This is a genomic window from Micromonospora polyrhachis (assembly GCF_014203835.1).
GTDB classification, from domain to species: Bacteria; Actinomycetota; Actinomycetes; order Mycobacteriales; family Micromonosporaceae; genus Micromonospora_H; species Micromonospora_H polyrhachis.
Genome location: NZ_JACHJW010000001.1, coordinates 779777 through 800479, shown reverse-complemented (window position 1 = coordinate 800479; position 20703 = coordinate 779777). Strand labels below are relative to the sequence as shown.

At 70.2% G+C, this 20703-nt stretch carries 16 protein-coding genes; 11 read left to right on the top strand and 5 right to left on the bottom strand.

All coding sequences use genetic code 11. From position 1 onward, the window contains the following. Window positions 1–118: 118 nt before the first annotated feature. The 3 genes from FHR38_RS03255 to FHR38_RS03245 all read left to right on the top strand — a co-directional run bounded on the left by FHR38_RS03255 (window position 119) and on the right by FHR38_RS03245 (window position 4215). On the top strand, window positions 119–1147 hold the full coding sequence (locus FHR38_RS03255) for an SDR family oxidoreductase (protein WP_184532633.1): 1029 nt from the start codon (window positions 119–121) through the stop codon (window positions 1145–1147). Window positions 1148–1243: 96 nt separating this feature from the next. Beyond that, a complete protein-coding gene (locus tag FHR38_RS03250) occupies window positions 1244–3730 on the top strand; it encodes a molybdopterin oxidoreductase family protein (protein ID WP_184532632.1) in 2487 nt (828 codons plus the stop codon). Beyond that, the gene (locus tag FHR38_RS03245) at window positions 3730–4215 is read left to right on the top strand and encodes a hypothetical protein (RefSeq protein ID WP_184532630.1); all 486 of its coding nucleotides are present in this window, start codon (window positions 3730–3732) and stop codon (window positions 4213–4215) included. The genes FHR38_RS03250 and FHR38_RS03245 overlap by 1 nt, the downstream gene beginning before the upstream one ends. A gap of 23 nt (window positions 4216–4238) precedes the next feature. On the opposite strand, the gene FHR38_RS03240 is transcribed toward FHR38_RS03245, so the two are convergent. Next, window positions 4239–5459: a right-handed parallel beta-helix repeat-containing protein gene (locus tag FHR38_RS03240; RefSeq protein ID WP_184532628.1), complete on the bottom strand. Its 1221-nt coding sequence runs from the start codon at window positions 5457–5459 to the stop codon at window positions 4239–4241. 228 nt (window positions 5460–5687) lie between these two features. Here FHR38_RS03240 and FHR38_RS03235 point away from each other — a divergent pair, with 228 nt between their 5' ends. The 5 genes from FHR38_RS03235 to FHR38_RS03215 all read left to right on the top strand — a co-directional run bounded on the left by FHR38_RS03235 (window position 5688) and on the right by FHR38_RS03215 (window position 12917). Beyond that, window positions 5688–6968 (top strand): ABC transporter permease, encoded by a 1281-nt coding sequence (locus FHR38_RS03235; protein WP_184532626.1) that lies wholly within the window; start codon window positions 5688–5690, stop codon window positions 6966–6968. A 132-nt stretch (window positions 6969–7100) separates the two neighbouring features. Continuing rightward, window positions 7101–8285, top strand: coding sequence for an ATP-grasp domain-containing protein (locus FHR38_RS03230; protein WP_184532624.1), 1185 nt, complete (start codon window positions 7101–7103; stop codon window positions 8283–8285). Further along, window positions 8282–10060, top strand: a complete 1779-nt coding sequence (locus FHR38_RS31865) for an IucA/IucC family protein (protein WP_312881771.1) — start codon at window positions 8282–8284, stop codon at window positions 10058–10060. Before FHR38_RS03230 ends, FHR38_RS31865 begins: the two co-directional genes overlap by 4 nt. Next, a complete protein-coding gene (locus tag FHR38_RS03220) occupies window positions 10057–11637 on the top strand; it encodes an IucA/IucC family protein (protein ID WP_312881770.1) in 1581 nt (526 codons plus the stop codon). Before FHR38_RS31865 ends, FHR38_RS03220 begins: the two co-directional genes overlap by 4 nt. After that, window positions 11634–12917, top strand: a complete 1284-nt coding sequence (locus FHR38_RS03215; RefSeq protein ID WP_184532620.1) for an alanine racemase — start codon at window positions 11634–11636, stop codon at window positions 12915–12917. The genes FHR38_RS03220 and FHR38_RS03215 overlap by 4 nt, the downstream gene beginning before the upstream one ends. Here the strand turns inward: FHR38_RS03215 and FHR38_RS03210 are convergent. After that, window positions 12888–13727 carry an alpha/beta hydrolase gene (locus FHR38_RS03210; protein ID WP_184532618.1) on the bottom strand — a complete coding sequence of 280 codons (840 nt, stop codon included), beginning with the start codon at window positions 13725–13727 and terminating at the stop codon, window positions 12888–12890. The two genes, FHR38_RS03215 and FHR38_RS03210, sit on opposite strands and share 30 nt — an antisense overlap. 116 nt (window positions 13728–13843) lie before the next feature. After that, a complete protein-coding gene (locus tag FHR38_RS03205; protein WP_184532616.1) occupies window positions 13844–14944 on the bottom strand; it encodes a right-handed parallel beta-helix repeat-containing protein in 1101 nt (366 codons plus the stop codon). Between the two features lie 184 nt (window positions 14945–15128). On the opposite strand from FHR38_RS03205, the gene FHR38_RS03200 reads away from it, so the two are divergent. Next, window positions 15129–15839 carry a DNA alkylation repair protein gene (locus FHR38_RS03200; protein ID WP_184532614.1) on the top strand — a complete coding sequence of 237 codons (711 nt, stop codon included), beginning with the start codon at window positions 15129–15131 and terminating at the stop codon, window positions 15837–15839. A 42-nt stretch (window positions 15840–15881) separates the two neighbouring features. Here the strand turns inward: FHR38_RS03200 and FHR38_RS03195 are convergent, their stop codons facing one another. Then, complete coding sequence (locus FHR38_RS03195; RefSeq protein ID WP_184532612.1) at window positions 15882–16166, bottom strand: DUF427 domain-containing protein; 285 nt, start codon at window positions 16164–16166, stop codon at window positions 15882–15884. 114 nt (window positions 16167–16280) lie between these two features. Here FHR38_RS03195 and FHR38_RS03190 point away from each other — a divergent pair, with 114 nt between their 5' ends. Beyond that, window positions 16281–16835 (top strand): P-loop nucleotide/nucleoside kinase family protein, encoded by a 555-nt coding sequence (locus FHR38_RS03190; protein ID WP_312881768.1) that lies wholly within the window; start codon window positions 16281–16283, stop codon window positions 16833–16835. A gap of 111 nt (window positions 16836–16946) precedes the next feature. Further along, a complete protein-coding gene (locus tag FHR38_RS03185; RefSeq protein ID WP_184532608.1) occupies window positions 16947–18131 on the top strand; it encodes a zinc-dependent alcohol dehydrogenase in 1185 nt (394 codons plus the stop codon). A gap of 47 nt (window positions 18132–18178) precedes the next feature. Here FHR38_RS03185 and FHR38_RS03180 read toward each other — a convergent pair whose 3' ends face one another. Further along, window positions 18179–20599 carry a tetratricopeptide repeat protein gene (locus FHR38_RS03180; protein ID WP_184532606.1) on the bottom strand — a complete coding sequence of 807 codons (2421 nt, stop codon included), beginning with the start codon at window positions 20597–20599 and terminating at the stop codon, window positions 18179–18181. Window positions 20600–20703: the final 104 nt, after the last annotated feature.

The following is a 20703-nucleotide window of genomic DNA, read 5'->3' as shown; positions in this document are numbered from 1 at the left end:
CCCCTGAGCGGGTGACAGTTCCGGCTACGCACCCCGCCGATGCAGGAAACACGAAACATACGTAATTCAATGATAATTGCTGCTTAATGGGTTCATGTTCGGGTTAGGGACAACAGGCATGCACCGAAACCGTCCGCCAGCGGTGGCGGTCGTGACCGGGGCAAGTGCTGGCGTCGGGCGGGCCACCGTACGGGAACTGGCCCGGGCGGGCACGTCGAGGATCGCCCTGCTTGCCCGCGGCCGGGCCGGGCTCGACGCCGCAGCCGCCGAGGTCCGGGCGACCGGTGCGGAGGCCCTGGCGATCGAGACCGACATGGCCGACTACCAGCAGGTCGAAGCGGCCGCCGCCCGGGTGACCGCCGAACTCGGGCCGATCGACCTCTGGGTCAACAACGCCTTCACCTCGGTCTTCGCCCCCTTCGAAGAGATCGAGCCGGCGGAGTTCCGGCGGGTGACCGAGGTGACCTACCTCGGATTCGTGCACGGCACCCGGGTCGCGCTCGACCGCATGCTGCCGCGTGACGAGGGAACGATCGTGCAGGTCGGCTCCGCGCTGGCGTACCGGTCGATCCCACTACAGTCGGCGTACTGCGGAGCCAAGCACGCGATCGTGGGCTTCACCCACGCCCTGCGCTGCGAGCTGGCACACCAGCGCAGTCGGGTACGGGTGACCGTCGTCCAACTGCCGGCGCTCAACACTCCGCAGTTCGACTGGGTGCTGTCCCGGCTGAGCCGTCGGCCGCAGCCGGTGCCACCGATCTACCAGCCGGAGGTGGCGGCTCGGGCCATCGTCCACGTGGCGAAGCGACCCGGGCGGCGCCGGGAGCACTGGATAGGCGGTTCCACGGTGGCCACCATCCTCGCCAACCGGATGGCCCCCGGCCTGCTCGACCGCTACCTGGCGCGCACCGGCTACGACAGCCAGCAGACCCCGGAAGCGACGGATCCCCACCGGCCCAGCAACCTGTGGCAGCCGAGGGACGACGCCGCCGGCGACGACCATGGGGCACACGGCTCCTTCGACGGCTGCTCCCATCGGCGCAGCCCACAGCTGTGGGCCGTCGAGCATCGCCGTCTGCTGACCGCGTCGGCCGGGGCGGTGGGACTGGGAGCCGTGGCCGCCCGCCTACTCCGTCGTCGTTCGTGACGGCCCCCGCCGATCTGGCTGTTTGCCGGATGTCGGGTCGAACCTGCTGCCAGGGTGGCGGGAGGGACGAGTTGCCAGGGGACAGGGGTTCATCGGATGGGCGGTGACGGAGAAGCCAGGGCGGTGGACCGGATCGGGCAGCCGTGGGGCAGCCGGACTCCGTACGGTCCGGGGGATCCGTGGCCGGTACGCGTCGACACGTACCTGACCGACGGCGTGAGCCCCGCAGCGGTCGACAGGTGGATCCAGTCCGCGTCGATCCTGCACTCCAACGGTGACGGCCTGGACATCGCGGTCAAGAACGGTCGGATAGTGGGCGTCCGGGGGCGGGCGGAGGACCGGGTCAACCACGGCCGAGTCGACCCCAAGGACCTTTACGGGTGGCAGGCCAACAACGCGCGGGACCGGTTGACCCGGCCACTGGTACGCCGGCGGGGGCGGCTGGTGGAGACCGACTGGGACACCGCCATGGACCTGGTGGTGGGCCGGACCCGGGAGCTTCTCGACCAGCAGGGGCCAAGCGCGATCGGCTTCTATACCAGCGGCCAGCTGTTCCTGGAGGAGTACTACACCCTCGCGCTCATCGCCCATGCCGGGATCGGCACCAACCACATCGACGGCAACACCCGGCTGTGTACGGCCACCGCCGCCGAGGCGTTGAAGGAGTCCTTCGGCTGTGACGGTCAGCCCGGCTCGTACACCGACATCGACCACGCCGACGTCATCGCGTTGTACGGCCACAACATGGCCGAGACGCAGACGGTGCTCTGGAGCCGGGTGCTGGACCGGCTTGCCGGACCCAACCCCCCGGCCATCGTCTGTGTGGACCCGCGCGAGACACCGGTCGCCCGGGTCGCCACCGTGCACCTGGCACCCCGGCCTGGCACCAACGTGATGCTGATGAACGCCCTGTTGCACGAGATCATCGCCCAGGGCTGGACGGACCGGGACTACGTCACGGCGTACGCGGTCGGTTTCGAGGAGTTGGAACAGCAGGTGGCGCAGTATCCGCCCCGTCGAGCTGCCGAGGTCTGCGACGTGCCGGAGGCGACGATCCGGCGAGCCGCCGAGTTGATCGGCACCGCCCGCCGGTTGATGTCCACGGTGCTACAGGGCTTCTACCAGTCGCATCAGGCCACCGCCGCCGCCGTGCAGGTCAACAACATCCACATCGTCCGGGGCATGTTGGGCAGACCCGGTTGTGGCGTACTGCAGATGAACGGGCAACCGACCGCGCAGAACACCCGGGAGTGTGGTGCTGACGGTGACCTGCCGGGATTCCGGAACTGGTCGAACGAGCGGCACCTGGCCGACCTGGGCCGGATCTGGAACGTCGATCCGATGCGCATCCCGCACTACTCGCCGCCGACCCACCTCATGCAGATGATGCGGTACGCCGAGGAGGGGTCGATCCGTTTCCTCTGGGTCACCTGCACCAACCCGGCGGTGTCCCTGCCGGAGCTGGCCCGGATTCGCAAGATCCTTACACAGCGGCGGTTGTTCCTCGTGGTCCAGGACATCTTCCTGTCCGAGACCGCGCGGTTGGCGGACGTGGTGTTGCCGGCCGCCACCTGGGCGGAGAAGACGGGGACGTTCACCAACGCGGATCGGACGGTGCACCTGTCGGAGAAGGCGGTCGATCCGCCCGGGGAGGCCCGCCCGGACCTGGACATTCTGATCGACTACGCGCGGCGGCTCGGCCTGCGTGACTCCGATGGGCGGCCCCTGGTCAAATGGTCCGACCCGGAGGGTGCCTTCGAGGGATGGAAGCAGTGCAGCGCGGGCCGACCCTGTGACTACAGCGGATTGAGCTACGCCAAGCTACGCGGTGGCAGCGGCATCCAGTGGCCGTGCGATCGGGATCACCCGGATGGCACCGAGCGGATCTACGTCGATGGGCGGTTCTGGAGCGCCCCGGACTACTGCGAGAGCTATGGACGAGACCTGATCACGGGCGCGCCGCTGGAGAAGGTCGAGTACCTGGCACTCAATCCAGCCGGTAAGGCGATCATCAAGGCGGCGGAGTACCTGCCGCCGCACGAACTGCCCAGCGAGGAGTACCCGTTCCAGCTGATCACCGGTCGGACGCTCTACCACTTCCACACGCGTACCAAGACGGCGCGGGCACCGCAGTTGCAGGCAGCCGCCCCCGAGGTGTGGGTGGAGATGTCGGCCGGCGATGCCGCCGACCGGCACCTCGTCGAGGGTGATCTGCTGGATGTCGACACGCCCCGGGGACAGGTACGGGCCCGGTTGCGGATCAGCGGAATCCGGCCGGGTGTGCTCTTCCTGCCCTTCCACTACGGCTACTGGGACATGCCCGGTGGCTCGGGGCCGAAGCGGGGACAACCCCGGGCGGCCAACGAGCTGACCGTCACCGACTGGGACCCGGTGTCCAAGCAGCCCCTGTTCAAGACGGCGGTGGCCCAGGTGAGCCGGGTCCGTCCCGGTGACGGGACGCCGGCGGCCGCGCCGACCACCACCGGCTCCCGGCCGGTGACGCCGGGCGTCCCGGCCACGGTCGGCGACGCCGCCGCGGTGGTGCAGGAACAGCGGGCCGTCGAATCGGGACGGAGCACCTGATGCACAAGATCGGAATGGCCATCCGCGAGCTGCACCGCTCCGAGAACCAGCTCGCCGGCGACCTGCTGCGGATGTCCGACCGGCACCGCACCGACCACGAGGTCTACCACCTTGCCCGCGACTTGGCCCGCTGGTCGCAGCAGCACGTCACCGACTTGGCCCGGGTCGGCCGCGACTACGGCCTGCGGATGGACGAGCAGGTCCGAGACGAGTCGGGGCTGCTGGGCAGCGTCGAGCAGCGGACCGCCGAACTGCTCGGTCGGCGCCGTCAGCCGGGGTTGCTTCTCATCGCCGACCTGCGGCACCTGTATCGGAACGCCAGCGGTGTCTCGCTCGACTGGGAGGTTCTGGCCCAGGGGGCCCAGGCGATCCGGGACCGGCAGTTGCTCGGATTGGCGCAGCGCTGCCATCCCCAGACGCTGCGGCAGGCCCGCTGGGCCAATGCCAAGCTCAAGGAGACCTCCGCCCAGGTCCTGGTGAGCTGACGTACGGCGGAGCCCGTCCTCGGTCAGCGGCAGCGTACTCCGGCGCATCCGTTTCGGTTGCCGAACGAGGTGTTGCCGCCACCATCCCGCACGCTGCCCTCGGGCAGTGCTTCGATGCCGAAGTCCGCGTTCGCGACGGTGTGATTGCGGGTGACGGTTACCGGGCCACCGACCGGCATGTTGAGGTGCAGGCCGTCGTCGATCCGCCGGCCGGCGGCGTCGGTGTCCGTGCCGCTGAAGCCGTTGCCCACCAGGCGGTTGCCGGATACCGTGATCGGATCTTCGGCGAGCCGCCTGCCCAGGGCCTCGATGAAGATTCCCGCCGCGCCGTTGCCGATGGCGGTGTTGCCCGCCACGGTCAGGCCGGACAGCTCCGCGAGGACATCGACGGTCATCCGGATTCCGTACCGGTTGCGGAGGAGAGCGTTGTCGACGACCTGGAGGTCGGGGGCCACGCTCCGTACGGACACGCCGGCCTCGGCGTCCTGGATCGTGTTGCCGCGGATGAGGACGGTGGCGGAGATCTCGACGTGGATGCCGCCGCCGCGGAATCTGTTACCGGTGACGAGTAGGCCGCTGACCTCGAACGACGAGAGGTGCGACCGGGTGAATGTGTTCCGGCTGATCGTCACCTTGGTCACGTCGTACAGGCTGAGGTTGCCGTCCTGGAAGGTGCTGTTGGTGATCGAGGACCGGTCCGTGTACATGCCCAGGCCGATCCCTCCGCCGGTCACCTCGACGTCATCGATCCTGACGTCCACCGAGGCATCGATGTACATCGCCGAGGAGGCGGAGGTGACCACGAAGGTGGTGTCCTGTACCGCCAACCCTTCGACCTGGTCGACATATATTCCTTCGTCGTTCTCGCCATCGGCGTCGTGGATCACCCGGAGGTCGCGCACGGTCAGGTTCCGCGCGTAGCCCAGCAGGATCTCCCGGTGGAAGCCGGTGACCGTGCCACCCCGGATGGTCAGGTCGTTGTGGTCCGCGGCGATGATGCCGATTCCAGTGCGCGAACCGGAGATGGTGTGGCCGTTCAGGTCCAGGGTGACGCCGTGCGCCCCGACGGTCAGGCCGTTACCGACACACTGGAGGTCGCCGGTCAGGGTCACGCTGGTGGTGATGATGTCGCCGCATTGCGGCGTAGTCGCCGCGTGCGCGGCCAGCGGTGCGGTGGTCGACCCCGCTAGGGCGACAACGGTCAGGATCGAGATTCCGAACATCCGACGCGGGGCGTGGCGCATGGTCACCTACTCAGGCCGGGGGGTTGGGGCAACCCCAGGCTAGCTACGCTAGGTGATTGAACTATCACTCTGTCGCCTACCTGACCTGTCCAGGCCACGTGTCACGGGACGGTGGTACCCGATCGGTGCGGAATCCGCCGCAACCCGGGACAGCCGGCACGCGGTTGCCGCACCATGAGCGAAGACTTCTCGGTGCAGTCCCGGTGGAGGAACGGACCTTATTGGGTCATGACTGATCAGCGGCGAGCGTCGGACTCCACCGGATTGCGGCGGCTGACCGGCGCCTATCGACGGTGGTACGGCCGGTTGCCGCCCGCGATGCAACTCGTGGGCCTGCAGATGTGGCTGCCGGCCGTGTTCATCGCGCTGTTCTGCCTCTGCTACATCGCGGCGTTCCACTCGCCGACGCCCCGGCATGCGCCGATCGGGGTGGTGGCGGCGGCGGACGCCCCGATCCTGTCCGCCCTGCGGCAGGCGACCGGGGAGACGGTCGACTATCGGTCGTACTCGGACGCCGGCGCTGCTCAGGCCGCCGTCCGGGACGGAACCCTGATCGCCGCCCTGGTCGATCCGGCCGCTCCGGATCCGAGTCTGTACGTCGCCAGCGCCCACCAGTTCCAGGCGGCGAACCTTGCCGCCACCATCATGACGCCGGTCTACTCGGCGCGTGGCCAGCACCTGACCGTCACCGATTTGGCCCCGCTGCCATCCCGCGACTCGTTCGGCATGACCACGATGTACCTGATGCTCGCCTGGTGCATCGGCGGCTACATGGTCGCCATGTTCATCGGGCTGATGGGTGCGCCGCTGCGGCAACGTACCCGGGTCGCGATCATCGTCGGGGGTGCGGTGGTCGTGTCGCTGCTGGCGAATGTCCTCGCCGGGCCGGTGATCGGTGCGATCGAGGGGCACTTCTGGCAGTTGGTGCTGATCGCGGCGGGATGGGTCGTCGCGATCGGGCTGACAGTCAACGGCCTGAGTTACTTCGCCGGCCGGTTCATCGCACTGCCGGCGATTCTGATCTTCGTGTTCCTGTCCGTGCCGGCCTCGGGCGCGGCGTACCCGACCTGGATGCTGCCCGGGTTCTTCCAGGCGTTGCAGCCCTTCGTGGTGGGCTACGGCATGACCGAGATGATCAAGCGAACGCTCTACGGCGTGGGTGAGCCCTACTCTCGGGCACTCCTGCTGATGGCGGGCTACGTGGTGTTGGGGCTGTTACTGATGGCGGTGGGCAGGCCGTGGCACCAGCGCCGCGAGGTGCGCCGGATCCTCGCCGGCCGGACCACGATGGTGGCCGACGCGCAGGCCGCCAACCGTGAACACACGACCGCCGAACGGGAACGGGTGCTGGCCCGGTACGGCGTCCCGGGGACCGCCGCGGCTGAGGAGACGCAGGACGAGGACGAGTTGGCCGGGGACGCCTTCTCGAACTACGGCCGGTCCATGTCGGATCCGGTCGATCCGCTGCCGCGTCGGGACCGCGACATCGATCGCGACGTCCGCGAGTAGGTGATCTACTTCCGGTGAGTGCGCCGGATCTGGTGGAGGTGTCGTACCGCTCGGGCGGGTCGCCGGAGATTTTCGATCTGCTTAGGCTAGCCTGACCTAAGCGATGGGCGTGTCGTGATCGGAGGGTCCACTGTGCGGCTGTACCTGACCGCGCTCAACCCCACCGACGCCGTACTCGACGGGTTTCTCCCCGCCGCCGCCCGGCTCGGACTACCGGTCACCGTACTGACCGATCAGCCGGAACGCTGGCCACCTGACCTGCCGGTCCAACGATGCCCGGTCCGTGATCCGGCAGCCGTCGTCGCGACGGTGACCAGCGGCGAGCCACCGGCTGCCCTGCTGTCCAACAGCGACCACCTGCAGACCGCGACCGCGCTCGCCGCCCGCCAGCTCGGCCTGCCCGGCAAGGACCCGGCGGCCACCCGGCGGTGCAAGGACAAGGCACTCACCCGGCGGGCCGTGGCCGCCGCCGGGCTGGACGCCGTGGCCAGCGTGACCATCGACCCGGGTCAGGATCCCGAGGTCGCTGCCGGACTGCCCTGTCCAGCCGTGGTCAAACCGCGCGACGGAGTGGCCAGTGAGGACGCCTACCTGGTCGGCGACCACGCGGAACTCGCCGGCCGGGTCGCCGAAATCCGTCGCCGCCGGCCGGAGGTGGCGCTGGTCGTCGAGGAGTACCTGGCCGGCGAGGTGCGCACCCACGACACCCTCGGCGACGGCACGCAACTGCACACGATCGGCGGCTGGCGGACCACCCTCGGGCCACCGCCCACCTTCACCGAACAGAGCCTCGACTGGGCCCCACTGCCCGTCGGGCCGATTGCCGGCCAGCTTCGGACCCAACTCGACGCGCTCGGCGTCTCGTTCGGTGCCTGCCACACCGAGTACGTTCTCTCCGCCGGCCGGGCCCGGCTGATCGAGGTGAACTACCGGCTGATCGGCGACCGGATGGACCTCATCCTGGCCGAACTGCTGGACGTTCCGATCTTCGAGTACGTCATCCGGCTGCACCTCGGCGAGCCACTGGCCGCCCTCGCCGTACCCGACCCGACCATGCTGGCCCGGCACGCCCGGGTCGACTACGTCTGCGCCGACCGGTCCGGCACCCTGGCCGTCGCGCCCGGTGCCGTCGACGAGAACCGTGCCGGGGTCCGACTTGGTTGCCGCCCACTGCGGCAACCCGGCATCCACGCCGACTGGACCGGCACAAACCGGGACTACCTGGCCGCGCTGCACGCCATCGGCACCGATCCCGAACAGGTCCGCGAGGTGCTGCGCGAGTTCCGCTCCGGCCTGCACTGGGAGATCAGACCGTGACCGACACCGCCGAGCGGCAGGTCTTCGCCCGGGTGCTCGACGCGCTGCTGCGCGAGGACCACCTCGGGCTCACCAGCCGAGGCAACCCGGACGGCCCCGACCGGTGGCAGGTGCGCATCCCGGCCGGGATGCTGCGGGTGCCGGTCCGCGCCGACGGTTTCCAGCACGCCATCCGTACCGCCCGGCCGACGGTCGAGGTCCGACCGGAGACCGGTGCGCCGTACCGGGTGGAGCGGCTCGACGGGCTGCTCGACCTGCTCGCCCCGCAGGGCGACCCTGATTCCGAGCCCGACCCCGAGGTCGAGGCCGGCTGGGCAGCCTTCGTCGCCGAGTGCCAGGGCGACCTGCTCGCCCGCCGACTGGCCGCGCGGTCCCGACCGCAGGTGTACGCCGCGATCGCCGCCCGCCGGAGCATCGGACCGGCCGGGCTGACCGGCCTGCCCGGGGCACTGCTGGACGAGGTACTCGCCGCCCACACCGGACACCCGGTCTATCCCACCGATCGGTGCCGGCACGGTCTCGACGCCGCCGAACTCCGCCGGTACGCCCCGGAGCATGCCCCCCGTTTTCCGCTGCGCTGGCTGCCGGTGGCCCGGTCGGAACTGTGGACGACCGGCCCGCTGCCGCCCTGGTGGCCGGTTGCGGACCGCCCGGAACAGGTGCTGCTGCCGGTCCATCCGCTCACCGCCGAGCGGACCGGGTTGCCCGTGGTCGAGAAACCGATGATCGAAGTCCGCCCCACCCTGTCCATGCGGACGGTGGCGCTGGTCGACGACCCGTACACGCATCTGAAGCTGCCGGTGCCGACCGCGACCCTGGGCGCCCGCAACCGGCGGACCCTCGCCCCCGGCAGCCTCGTCGACGGGGCGGAGATGGCCCGGCTGCTGGACCGGATCGCCGCTGCCGAGCCGGCGTTCGCCGGCCGGGTCCGGCACGCCGACGAGAGCCGGTACGGCCACAGCGGCGACGCCGACGAACTCCGGTCGTTCCTGATCCGGCGCTTTCCCCGGGACCTGGCCGACTCGGTGGTGGTCCCGGTGGCGGCCCTTGCCGCCAGCGACCCGAGTCCGCTGGGGTCGCCCGTCGACCCGAGCCGGCTGGGGTCGCCCGTCGACCAGAGCCGGCCGGGGGCGGCCGTCGACCCGAGCCCGCCGGGAGCGGAAGGCGGTGGCCGACCCGGGTGGACGGTGGCCCAGCGGGTGAGCGGTGGGGATCCGGTGCCGCTGTTGGAGTCCTACCTCGACCTGCTGCTCGACTGGCATGTGTACCTCTGGCTGCGGCACGGCATCGCCCTGGAGGCGCATCCGCAGAACCTCTACCTGATCAGCGACCCCGATGGTCGGGTCGGGCTGCTCTACAAGGACGACGACGGGGCGCGACTCGATTCCCGGCACGCGCGGCTGCCACTGCGCGACCGCCGGATGGTGGTCGAAGATCCAGGCGAACTCGCCGACGTCTTCACCACCATCACCCTGCACCTGGCGGCGGCGGCACCCTTGCTCGCCCTCGCCGAGCGCGGGGTGGCCGTACCGACTCCGGCGGCGGCGCTGCGCCCTCGGCTGGTCGCGGCCCGGGACCGCTGGGACGACGGCTCGACCGAGGTCGCCGCTGCCGCCCGGCTGCTCACCGAGCGGTTGCTGACCGCCGAGCGGCTGCCGGTGAAGGCGATGCTCACCGCCGGCACGCTGCTACCGAAGCAGCGGCTCGGCTGCACCGACGTCAACAAGTACTACCGGCGTACCGGCCCCAACTATCTGCGGGCGGGGCAATGGTGACCGCCTCCCACCTCCGCGCCGACCTCGCCGCCGCCCACGCCCTCTTCGGCTGCCTGGTCCGGGAGGTCGCCGCTCCGGACGGTGCCGCCCGCCTCCACGGTGACCAGGCACTGGTCTGGCTACCCCGTACCGACGTGCTGCTGAGCTGTGCCGTGCGTCGGCCGTCGCCGGTCGGACTGCACCGCTACACCGGACCGGTGCGGCGGCTGGTCGGGGGCGGATGGGCCGAGATCGAGGTCGCCGAACTGGCCCGACTCGTCGCCGCCGAACTCGACCGGCGCACCGGCGTCGGCAACGACGAGTTCGTCGCCCAGGTCGTCGCGAGCCGGAACACGATGCGTCAACTGATCACGGGCCGACCCGCCCGGGACCCCACCCCGACCGGGGAACCGGCGATTGACGCGTACGTCGACTCCGAGCAGTCGCTGCTCTACGGGCACCCGCACCACCCGGCACCGAAGTGGCGCAGCGGTGATCCGGCCGCGTGGCGGGCGTACGCCCCGGAGCTGCGGGTCGCGCTGCGGGCGCACTGGATCGGCGTACCCGACGAACTGGTCGCCGAGGACGGTCCGTTCGACGAGCTGATCGCCGCACTGGACCCGCCGACCCCGCCCGCCGGGTATGTGGCGCTGCCGGTGCACCCGTGGCAGTTGACCCTGACCGGGCCGCTCGACGCGCGGCTGCGCGATCTCGGCCCGGCCGGCGCCCCGCTGCGCCCGACCGCCAGCGTCCGCACCCTGTACGCGCCCGCCGCCGACCTGTTCGTCAAGGCCAGCCTGCACGTACGGATCACCAACTGCCTGCGGAAGAACGCCCGGTACGAGCTGACCGGGGCGGTGGCGTTGACCCGGCTGTTGGCCCCGCTGCCCCTGCCGTCGGGCGTGGCACTGCTCGACGAACCGGCCTACCGCACCGTCGACCTACCCGGTCCCGACGAGGCGTACGGCACGATCCTGCGGACCGGTCTGCGACCGCACCTGCGCTCGGGTGAGACCCCGCTGCTGGCGGCGGCGCTGGCCGCCGGGCCGCTGACCGTACCCGATCCGCTGGACTGGTGGCGGGGCTACATCGGCCTGCTCGTCCCGGCGGTGCTCGGACTGTGGATCGAGTACGGCGTGGTGCACGAGGCGCACCTGCAGAACGTGGTGGTGGTCCTCGACGACCAGCGGCAGCCGGTCCGGATGCTGCTGCGAGACCTGGAGGGGGTCAAGCTGGACACCGACCGGTGGCGCGACTGGCCAGCCGGACTCCCCAGGTCGATCGCCTACGACCCGGACCGCGCCCAGCGGCGGATCTCCTACTGTCTGCTGGTCAACCACCTGGCCGGGATCGCCGGAGCACTCGCCGACGCCCGGCCCGGGATCGAGCCGGTGCTCTGGGCGGCGCTGCGGGACCTGGTCGCCGAGACCTCGGCCCGGCTCGGGGACCCGCCGCCGCTACGTGACCTGCTGGCCGGTGAGCCGCTGGTGGCCAAGGCCAACCTGTTGGTCCGCTGGCACCGGGCCGCCGACCGGTACGCGCGGTACGTGCCGATGCCCAATCCGCTGGTAACCGAAGCGCAGGGGAGTCTGCGGTGACCCGTCCCGCCTACGTCTACGACCTGGCGGCGCTGGCCGCGCACGTGCAGGCGATCCGCTCCGCGTTACCGGACCGGATCGAGCTGCTGTACGCGGTGAAGGCCAACCCGGACCCGGACCTGCTGCGTACCCTGGCCCCGCTGGTCGACGGGTTCGAGGCGGCCAGCGCCGGGGAACTGCGGCACCTCGCCGCCGTGCTGCCCGGTCGCCCACCGGCCGCGTTCGGTGGGCCGGGCAAGACCGAGGCCGACCTGTCCGCCGGGTTGGCCGCCCGGGTCGGCCGGTTCCACGTCGAGTCGCCCACCGAGCTGCGTCGCCTCGACCGGCTGGCCCGCTCGGCCGGCACCGCGGCCGAGGTGCTGCTGCGGGTGAACCTGCCGGTGGCGGTGGCCGGGGCGAGTCTGGTGATGGGTGGTGGGCCGAGCCCGTTCGGGATGAGCCCGGCCGATGCGGTGGCCTGCGCCCGACAGACCCTGCCCGGGGTACGCATCCACGGTGTGCACGCCCACCTGGCCAGCGGCCTGGCCGCGCCCGTCGCCGCCGAGGTGGCCCGGCAGATCGTCGACTGGGCGGTGACCGAACTCGGGGCGGCCGAGGTCAACGTCGGTGGCGGTATGACGGTGGACTACGCCGATCCCGACGCGCGCTTCGACTGGGCCGGGTACGGAGCGGCGCTGGGCGGCGTCCTCGACGCGTACCCGGAGGTGGTGTTGCGGGTCGAGCCGGGCCGGGCGCTGACCGCCTACTGCGGGTCGTACGTGACCGAGGTGATCGACGTCAAACGGTCCCACGGGGAGTGGTTCGTGGTGGTGGCCGGTGGTACCCACCACCTGCGGACCCCGGCCGCCAAGGGGCACGCCCAACCGTTCACCGTGCATCCCCGGGGGCGGGCCGACCCGGCGCTGCCGGCCACCGACGGTGTGTCTTTGTCGGCCACCGACGGTGTGTCTTTGTCGGCTACTGACGGTGGGTCTCTGCCGGCCACCGACGGTGGGCCGGTCACTGTGGTCGGGCAGCTCTGCACCCCCAAGGACGTGCTGTCCCGGGCGGATCGGCCGGGACGGATCGCGGTGGGGGATGTCCTCGTCTTCGCCATGGCCGGCGCGTACGCCTGGAACATCAGTCACCACGACTTCCTCATGCACGATCCGCCGGAGTTCCTGACCGGGGATCCCCGGATGGTCGCCGCCCGACGAGCCCGCGCACAGCGGCCGGTCGACCTGCCGGCCGCCGGACTTCCCGCTCCCCGGTCAGCTGGGGACTCGCCGGTCCGGCAGTGAGTGCACGGCGGCCGGGGTGAGCGCCCAGTTGAGCGCGTAGTCGGCGACCTCCTCCCAACCGGGCTGCCCGAGCGTGTACGCGGACCGGCCGGGAAACTCGACGTAGTCGGTGATCGCCCGCGACTTCTGGTAGTGCCCGGCATTCTCCTTGGTCACATTCGGCGGAACGAGGTGGTCGTCGCCGCCGGCGATGAGCAGCAGCGGAGCCCGATCCTCGTTGCCGAAGGCCACGTGGTCGGGGGTGTCGGGCGTGACGTTGGCCAACGCCCCCTCGAAGAGGATGTGCCCGGCGGCGGGTACGTAGTACCGGTCGTACACCTCACCGGACTGCTGCGGGTCCAACGTGTTGGTGAAGGCGTAGTGGAACTGCTCGTGGCTGAGCGGGACGGCCCGACGGCGGTTGAGCGGGTTGAGCAGCATCGGGAAGGTCGACCGGATGGTGGACAGGGGCATCCGGAGGACCCCCTTGACCGGGGCCGAGTCGATGCCCACCCCGACCGCACCGAGTCCCCGGTCCAGCAGGATCTGCATGAACATCCCGCCGTACGAGTGCCCCATGATGATCGGGGGTCGGTCCAGGTCGTGGACGATCTGCTCGTAGTGGTCGACGACGGTGGTGATGTCCAGCCGGGCGATCGGTGCCGGGTCGGCGCGTAGCTGCTCCACCTCGGCCTCCAGGCCGGGCCAGGCCGGAGCGAGCACCCGGAAACCGGCCCGGGTGTACCGGTCGATCCAGTGCTCCCAGCTCCGGGGAGTCAGACAAAGACCGTGGATCAGGACGATGGTGTCCGGAGCGGGCGTACTGGTCATGATCTCTCTCCTGACATGTTCGTCCGGCGAGCGGGTGGAGTGGTACCGCGGCCTGGCAGGGCCGACGACGACTCCTTCCCGCCCGGAGCGGACGTATGCCAGAAGCAGGACGGACCTCAGCGCTGGTTGACCAGCGCGCCGGTGAGGCTCCAACCCGTGGGGGCCACCAGCCGGCCGTCGCTGACCATGCTGGCCGGCACGTTGAATCCGTGTCGTAGCTGGATGGGCGGTTTGCTGCCGTTGTCGTACTCGGGTTGGCGGTCGAATGCCTGGCAGCCGACCAGTGACGTCCTGTCCCCGTACGTCACGTAGAAGCCGTCGGCGGAGTTGGCGGTACCACCCGTGTCCCACATCGCGGCGGTGTCACAGGTGCAACCGATGAAAACGTTCATGTCCTCTTCGATGTACCAGCCGTGCAGGCGGACGTCCTGTGCCTCGCAGCCGACGAACTTGTTCCGGACGCCCGTGACGTGAAAGCCGTAGCCCCGCGAGTACCAGGCCTTGCATCCCTGGAAGAAGTTGTTGGCCCCGGCCACGTGGAAGGCGGCACCAATCGGGGTGGGGGTGGTCGTGGTCGCCTCGCACGCCGTCCACCAGTTGTCCGGGGCCTCGATCAGGAACCCGTACCGGCCGGCGTCGCGCACCCGCACCCGGCTGGTCACGCAGGCCTGGGTGTCCGTGCCGCGGTAGTGGATGCCGGTGGTGATGGGCTCGTAGATCCAGAGGTTGTCCAGCCGGCACACCGAGTCGGGTTCCCACATGTAGAAACCGTTGGTGCCGACGATGTTGAGGTCGATGCCCACGTTCGCCTTGCCGTAACCGCAGTCGAGGACCAGGTCACCGACGTAGACCGCGTCGACCGGGCCGCCGTTGCCGATGGCGATCATCGAGGTCATGGTGGTGCTGGCCTGTAGCCGGGTGTGCTGGCCGACGCCACGGATGGTGCAGCCCGGCGTCGGCACGATCGGCGCGGTGAGCGGATAGGTACCGGCACCGAGTTGGATGGCCTTGGCCCCCGCGTTGATCGCCGCCTGGATCGACGAACCGGGCGCGATGTACTCCCACGGGCCGACGACGACGGCGGCGGCCGGCGCGCCCAGCATCGATGCTCCGGCGGCACCCACCAGGCCCGCCGTGGCGAACGCCCCGCCCCGCATCAGCGCCCGCCGCGAACCGTCCGGCTCGTTCCCGCCTGTTGCACCCTCAGCTCTGTCCATCCTCGTCTCCTTCGGTGGTCGGCCTCCAGACCCTCCACTGGGGACATCGACCATGTCAAGATCTTGATGTGGGTAGGCCGGTTGGGCAGGCTCAGGGCCGGATCGGGGCACCAGCCGGGCGGCGACTGCGCGTGCCGTAGCCGCGGCACAGCGGGGACCGGTGGTTGCGGTAGGTTGCCTGGTCATGGCCACGACTGCGGACGTCCGCCGGGAACTCGCCAGCCTCGCCGACCCCGGCCGGTCGCAGCAGGTGAGCCGGTTTCTGCAGATGGTCCCCGGCGGGTACGGCGAGGGCGACCAGGCCATCGGCGTCTCCGTGCCGGAACAGCGCCGGGTGGCCGGCCGATACTGGCGCGACCTTTCTCTGGCCGAAACGGCAGAACTGCTGACGAGCAGCGTGCACGAGGAGCGGCTGACCTCGCTCTTCATCCTGGTGCGGAAGTTCACCAAGGGCGACGAGGAGGACCGGGGACGGGTCTTCCACCTCGTCCTGGCCAATACCGACCGCATCAACAACTGGGACCTGGTGGACTCGTCCGCACCGTACATCGTCGGTCCGTGGTTGATCGACAAGGACCGGAGCGTACTGGATCGGTTGGCCGAGTCGGGCCTGGTGTGGGATCGGCGGATCGCCATCATGGCGACCTTCGCCTTCATCAAAGCCGGAGACTTCCAGTGGACCTTCCGGCTCGGTGAACGGCTGCTGTCCGACCCGCACGACCTCGTCCACAAGGCGGTGGGCTGGATGCTGCGCGAGGTGGGCAACCGGGACCGGGCGGCAGCGGAGGAGTTCCTGGCCCGCACCTACCGGGGCATGCCACGGGTCATGCTGCGGTACGCGATCGAGAAGTTCGACCCGCAGCGACGTGGGGAATACCTGTCGGGCACGGTCTGACGTCTCGTCCCTGCCAGAAGGCCGAGGGAACGGCTGCTGCGCTCACTCGGTGACCTGGACGTCCTTCCAGAAGGCCACCCGTTGCCGGATCTGCGCGGCCTCCGGCTTCGGGTCCGGGTAGTACCAGACGGCGTCCGAGCTGATCCGTCCGGCATGTTCGAGCGAGTGGTAGGACGCGGTGCCCTTCCACGGGCAGACCGTGTGGGTGGGGGAGTCGCGCAGCACGTCGGTGCGCAGCGCCGAGCGCGGGAAGTAGTGGTTGCCCTCCACCACCACGGTGTCGTCACTCTCGGCGATGACCAGATCGTTCCAGATGGCTTTCGGCATTCTGCCAGCGTAGGGCGGTAGCCCGACAGCGACCAGTCGACAGCGACTCCTCTTGATGAAGAGGTAGGGGTGAATTGGTGCCGAAATGAACAACCGTCGGCTATGAACGATGTGGTGCGGAGGAGACCGAATCTTGTCGTCGTCAGCGGACCACCCGGCGCGGGCAAGACCACGCTCGCCCATCGACTCGCCCGAAGAATCGGCTGTCCGGCGATCTGCCGGGACGAGATCAAGGAGGGCATGGTGCACGCGGTAGGTGACTTCGTTGCCGCGCCGGGCGACGAACTGAACCTCCGGGCCTTGCCGGCGTTCTTCCAGGTGCTGGAACTGCTCCTGGCGGCAGGCGTCACCACGGTGGCCGAGGCAGCCTTCCAGGACCGACTCTGGCGTCCCTACCTGCAACCCTTGGGCGAACTCGCCGACATTCGGGTCGTCCACTGCCAGCTCCCGGCCCGGACGGCATGGGGTCGGATCCAGCAGCGGCGCAACGAGAGCCCGACGCGGCGCGCACATGCCGACGCGTACCTCATCGAGCAGCACGTGCATGCGGCTGGCCACGACAGCTTCGACCGCGTCCGGCTGGACGTACCCGAGCTCGAAGTGGATACCAGCGACGGCTACCGACCCGGCCTCGACCAGATCGTCGCCTTCGCCGACGCCAGAAGATGAACGCCAGTCGGACGCGTTTCCGAGGCGCCTGGCGATTCATCCCCGCTTGTAGGGGTAAGAGGCCCTGTTACCGGGAGGAACCGTTCGCCGCGAGCGCCGTGGAGGGACCAGATGAAGGCAGTGACCTGGCAGGGCAAGCGTGACGTTCGGGTGACCGATGTCCCCGATCCCCGGATCGAGGCGCCGACCGATGCCATCGTCCGGGTCACCTCCACCGCCATCTGCGGTTCCGACCTGCACCTGTACGAGGTGCTCGGGGCATACCTGAAACCGGGGGACGTACTCGGCCACGAACCGATGGGCGTCGTCGAGGAGGTGGGGCCCGCCGTCAGCGGGCTACGTCCCGGCGACCGGGTGGTGGTGCCGTTCAACATCGCCTGCGGATCGTGCTGGATGTGCGACCGCCAGCTCTACGCCCAGTGCGAGACCACCCAGGTCCGCGCCGAGGGCAAGGGAGCGGCACTGTTCGGCTACACCTGCCTCTACGGCTCGATCCCGGGTGGCCAGGCCGAATACCTTCGCGTGCCGCAGGCCCAGTTCGGTCCGATCAAGGTCCCCGAGGGCGGCCCGGACGAGCGCTACCTCTACCTCTCCGACATCCTGCCCACCGCCTGGCAGGCGGTGCGGTACGCCGACACCCCGCGCGGCGGTACCCTCGCCGTCTTCGGCCTCGGGCCGGTCGGGCAGCTCTGCGCCCGGGTCGGGCGCTACCTCGGTGCCGACCGGGTCATCGGACTGGACCTGGTACCCGAGCGGCTGGCGATGGCCCGGCGGCACGGCATCGAGGTGGTCGACGTGAGCGACCTGGACGACGTACCGGGGGCGTTGATCGACATGGTGGACGGGCGGGGGCCGGATGCCGTCATCGACGCGGTCGGCATGGAGGCACACGGATCCCGGGTGGCGAAGCTTGCCCAGGCCGCCGCCGGTCTCCTGCCGGACAAGGTGTCCCAGCCGATGACGGACCGGTTCGCCGTGGACCGGCTCGCCGTGCTGCACACCGCGATCAAGTCGGTCCGCCGGGGCGGCACGGTCTCCATCTCCGGGGTGTACGGCGGTGAGGTCGACCCGATGCCGCTGATGGAGATGTTCGACCGGGGCATCCAACTGCGGATGGGGCAGTGCCACGTACGCCGCTGGACGGACGAGATCCTGCCGGTGCTCGCCGACGACAACGACCCGCTCGGACTGGCTGACCTGCGTACCCACCGGCTGCCGCTGGCCGAGGCGCCCCGGGCGTACGAGATGTTCCAGAAGAAGCAGGACGGCTGCGTGAAGGTGATCCTCACCCCCTGACCGTGCTCCTCACCTCCTGACCGTGCTCCTCACCCCCTTGACCGTGGTCAGTTCGCCGATCCGGTGTCCGGGTCACCGTCGAGCGCGGCTCGTAGCTTCGCCTGGGCCTGCCGATCGAGGCCGTCGAGCAGGCTCAGGGCCTCGGTCCAGTGCTGGCGCGCCTCGGCCATCCGACCCAGTGCGGCGTGGGCGTCGCCCAGCACCTGCTGTGCCAGGCCGATGCCCCGGCGGTGGTCGAACTCCTGGCAGATCGTCAGCGCCTGGTGTGCCTGCCGGATCGCCTCCACGTGGTCGCCGGAGACCCGCAGCGTCTCGGCGAAGTTGACCAGACTCAACGCCTCCCGCAGCCGGTCACCACACTGTCGGGTGATCGCCAGGCTTGCCTGGTGATGGGCCACCGCCTGGGCGTACTCGCCTCGCCGCTGCAACACCAGACCGAGGTTGTCCAACACCGAGCCTTCCTTGTACTGGTCACCCAACTCCCGCCGGAGGGCGAGGCTCGCCTGGAGGTGCGCCAACGCCCCGTCGAGGTCACCACTGTCCCGTAGCGCGTTGCCCAGGTTGTTCAGGCAGGCGGCTTCTCCGGCCCGGTCACCCAGGTCGCGGTGGATGGACAGGCTGCGTTCCAGCAGGGAGATGCCCTTGCTCAGCCGGCCCTCCCGCAGCATCCCCACTGCCATGGCGTTCAGCGCCAGCGCGGTCGCCGACTGGTCGCCGAGGCGTTGCGCCGCCTCGATCCCCAACTCCCCGAACTGCAGTTGCTCCGTCACGTAGCCGGCGTAGTCGAGGAACTTGATGATGACCTGCCCGAGGTCACGTACCTCGGCCAGCGCCTGACCGGCCATGAGCCGCTGGCGGGCAATGCCCAGCAGGTTGGTGTGCTCGTGTTCGAACCAGCTCCACGCCTGTGCGGTGCTCCTCAGCTGATGGGGATGGCCGGCAGGATGGGTGAGGTTGTGGAACGGGAAGTGGTCGTGGGGATAGAGCAGTCGGGCCGCGGCGGCGGTGGTGGCGAACAGGTGAGCGGTGAGGCGATGCAGCGCCTCCTGCCGGGCAGTTGGCCCCTCCACCGTGTGGGCACATTCCCGGGCGAAGAGTCGGACCATGTCGTGGAACCGGTAGCGGGTGTCGCCGACCGGCTCCAGCAGGTGCGCGTCCACCAACTGTTCGAGCAGCCGTTCTGCCAGCGGGACCGGCACGTCCGCCAATGCCGCGCAGGCCGGTGGGCCGGCATCGGTCCAGTCGGGCAGGCCGGCGAGCCGGAACAGGCGGATCGCCGCCCGCTGCTCCTCGTGCGGCGACTCGCTGAACGCCTGGTAGCCGAGGTTCAGGCTGGCGCGGACCGAGAGGTTGCCGACCTCCAGCAGGTCGAGTCGTCGGCGTTCGTCGCTGATCCGCTCGGCGAGCCCACCGAGCGTGGCGTCGGGGCGGGCTGCCGCCCGCGCGCCCACGATCCGGATCGCCAACGGCAGGCCCTCACACCGCCGTACGATCATCGCTGCCGCCGCCGGTTCGGTGGCGACCCGCTCCGCGACCCCGAGCCCGCCGAGCAGAGTGAGCGCCGCCTGGTCCGACAGCGGTTCCAGCGGAATCCGGACGGTGGTGTCCAGGTCGGCCAGACTCCACCGGCTCGTGACGATCGAGGTGCAGTCCGGTCCGCTCGGCAGCAGGGGGCGCACCTGCTCCGCCGACGCCGCGTTGTCCAGGACCACCAGGACACCGCCAGACGCCGCCGTCATGGTTCGGAACAAGGTGCTGGCTTCCTCCACCGACAGTGGGATGGTGGGCGCGCCCAGGGCACGTAGGAAGCGGGCCAGGACCTCCGCGGATTCGATCGGTGCGATGCCCGCGCTGGCACCATGCAGGTCGGCGTAGAGGCAGCCACCGGGATACCGGTCGGTGACCTGGTGCGCGAAGTGCAGCGCGAGGGCCGACTTGCCAATGCCGCCGGCCCCCTGGACGAGGCATACCGCACCGGCGCTCGTCATCGCTTCGGCGAGCCGGGCCGTCGCGGCCTCTCGGCCGACGAGCAGCGCCGGCGCTGGCGGAAGCTGGAACGGAATCGGTTTACCAGCGGTGACGGGCGCCAGCCGGGGGGCGAGTTCGTGGTCAGCCGACCGGGCCGGCTCGTGACGCTCGGCGGTGCTCGGCAGCAGGCGGAGTACGGCGGGACGTTGACTCCGGCCTGCCGCCAACCGGTGCCAGGACGTCAACCAACGGGCTATCTGATCCTCGGGAATGTCGCAGGCGCGGAGCAGGGCGACGACGAGTTCCCGGCGGGGCAGGGTGACCCGGCCGAACATCGTGGCCAGGGTGCTCGCCGGTAGCACGTCGCCGTTGGCCGCAGCGCGTCGCGCGATGGCCCGGAAGGTGAGCCCGGACCGGTCCCGGACCTGCCGTAACAGGGCGACGTACTGTCCCGCGCTCGACGTCGTGTTCGGGTCGAGGCACGGCTCAGGCCCGGTCATGGCGCTTCTTCTCGGACACCCTTGCTTCTCACTGCGACCAACATAGCCCACAGTGGATACCGGATATCGGTGTCAGGACCGGCCCGGTGGAAGGTCGGGTTCCG

Coding starts and splice junctions, on each gene's coding strand:
- FHR38_RS03195 (WP_184532612.1), bottom strand. CDS start 16,166: ATGCCGAAAGCCATCTGGAACGATCTGGTCATCGCCGAGAGTGACGAC.
- FHR38_RS03250 (WP_184532632.1), top strand. CDS start 1,244: ATGGGCGGTGACGGAGAAGCCAGGGCGGTGGACCGGATCGGGCAGCCG.
- FHR38_RS03245 (WP_184532630.1), top strand. CDS start 3,730: ATGCACAAGATCGGAATGGCCATCCGCGAGCTGCACCGCTCCGAGAAC.
- FHR38_RS03210 (WP_184532618.1), bottom strand. CDS start 13,727: ATGACCAGTACGCCCGCTCCGGACACCATCGTCCTGATCCACGGTCTT.
- FHR38_RS03180 (WP_184532606.1), bottom strand. CDS start 20,599: ATGACCGGGCCTGAGCCGTGCCTCGACCCGAACACGACGTCGAGCGCG.
- FHR38_RS03255 (WP_184532633.1), top strand. CDS start 119: ATGCACCGAAACCGTCCGCCAGCGGTGGCGGTCGTGACCGGGGCAAGT.
- FHR38_RS03235 (WP_184532626.1), top strand. CDS start 5,688: ATGACTGATCAGCGGCGAGCGTCGGACTCCACCGGATTGCGGCGGCTG.
- FHR38_RS03200 (WP_184532614.1), top strand. CDS start 15,129: ATGGCCACGACTGCGGACGTCCGCCGGGAACTCGCCAGCCTCGCCGAC.
- FHR38_RS03240 (WP_184532628.1), bottom strand. CDS start 5,459: ATGCGCCACGCCCCGCGTCGGATGTTCGGAATCTCGATCCTGACCGTT.
- FHR38_RS03205 (WP_184532616.1), bottom strand. CDS start 14,944: ATGGACAGAGCTGAGGGTGCAACAGGCGGGAACGAGCCGGACGGTTCG.
- FHR38_RS03185 (WP_184532608.1), top strand. CDS start 16,947: ATGAAGGCAGTGACCTGGCAGGGCAAGCGTGACGTTCGGGTGACCGAT.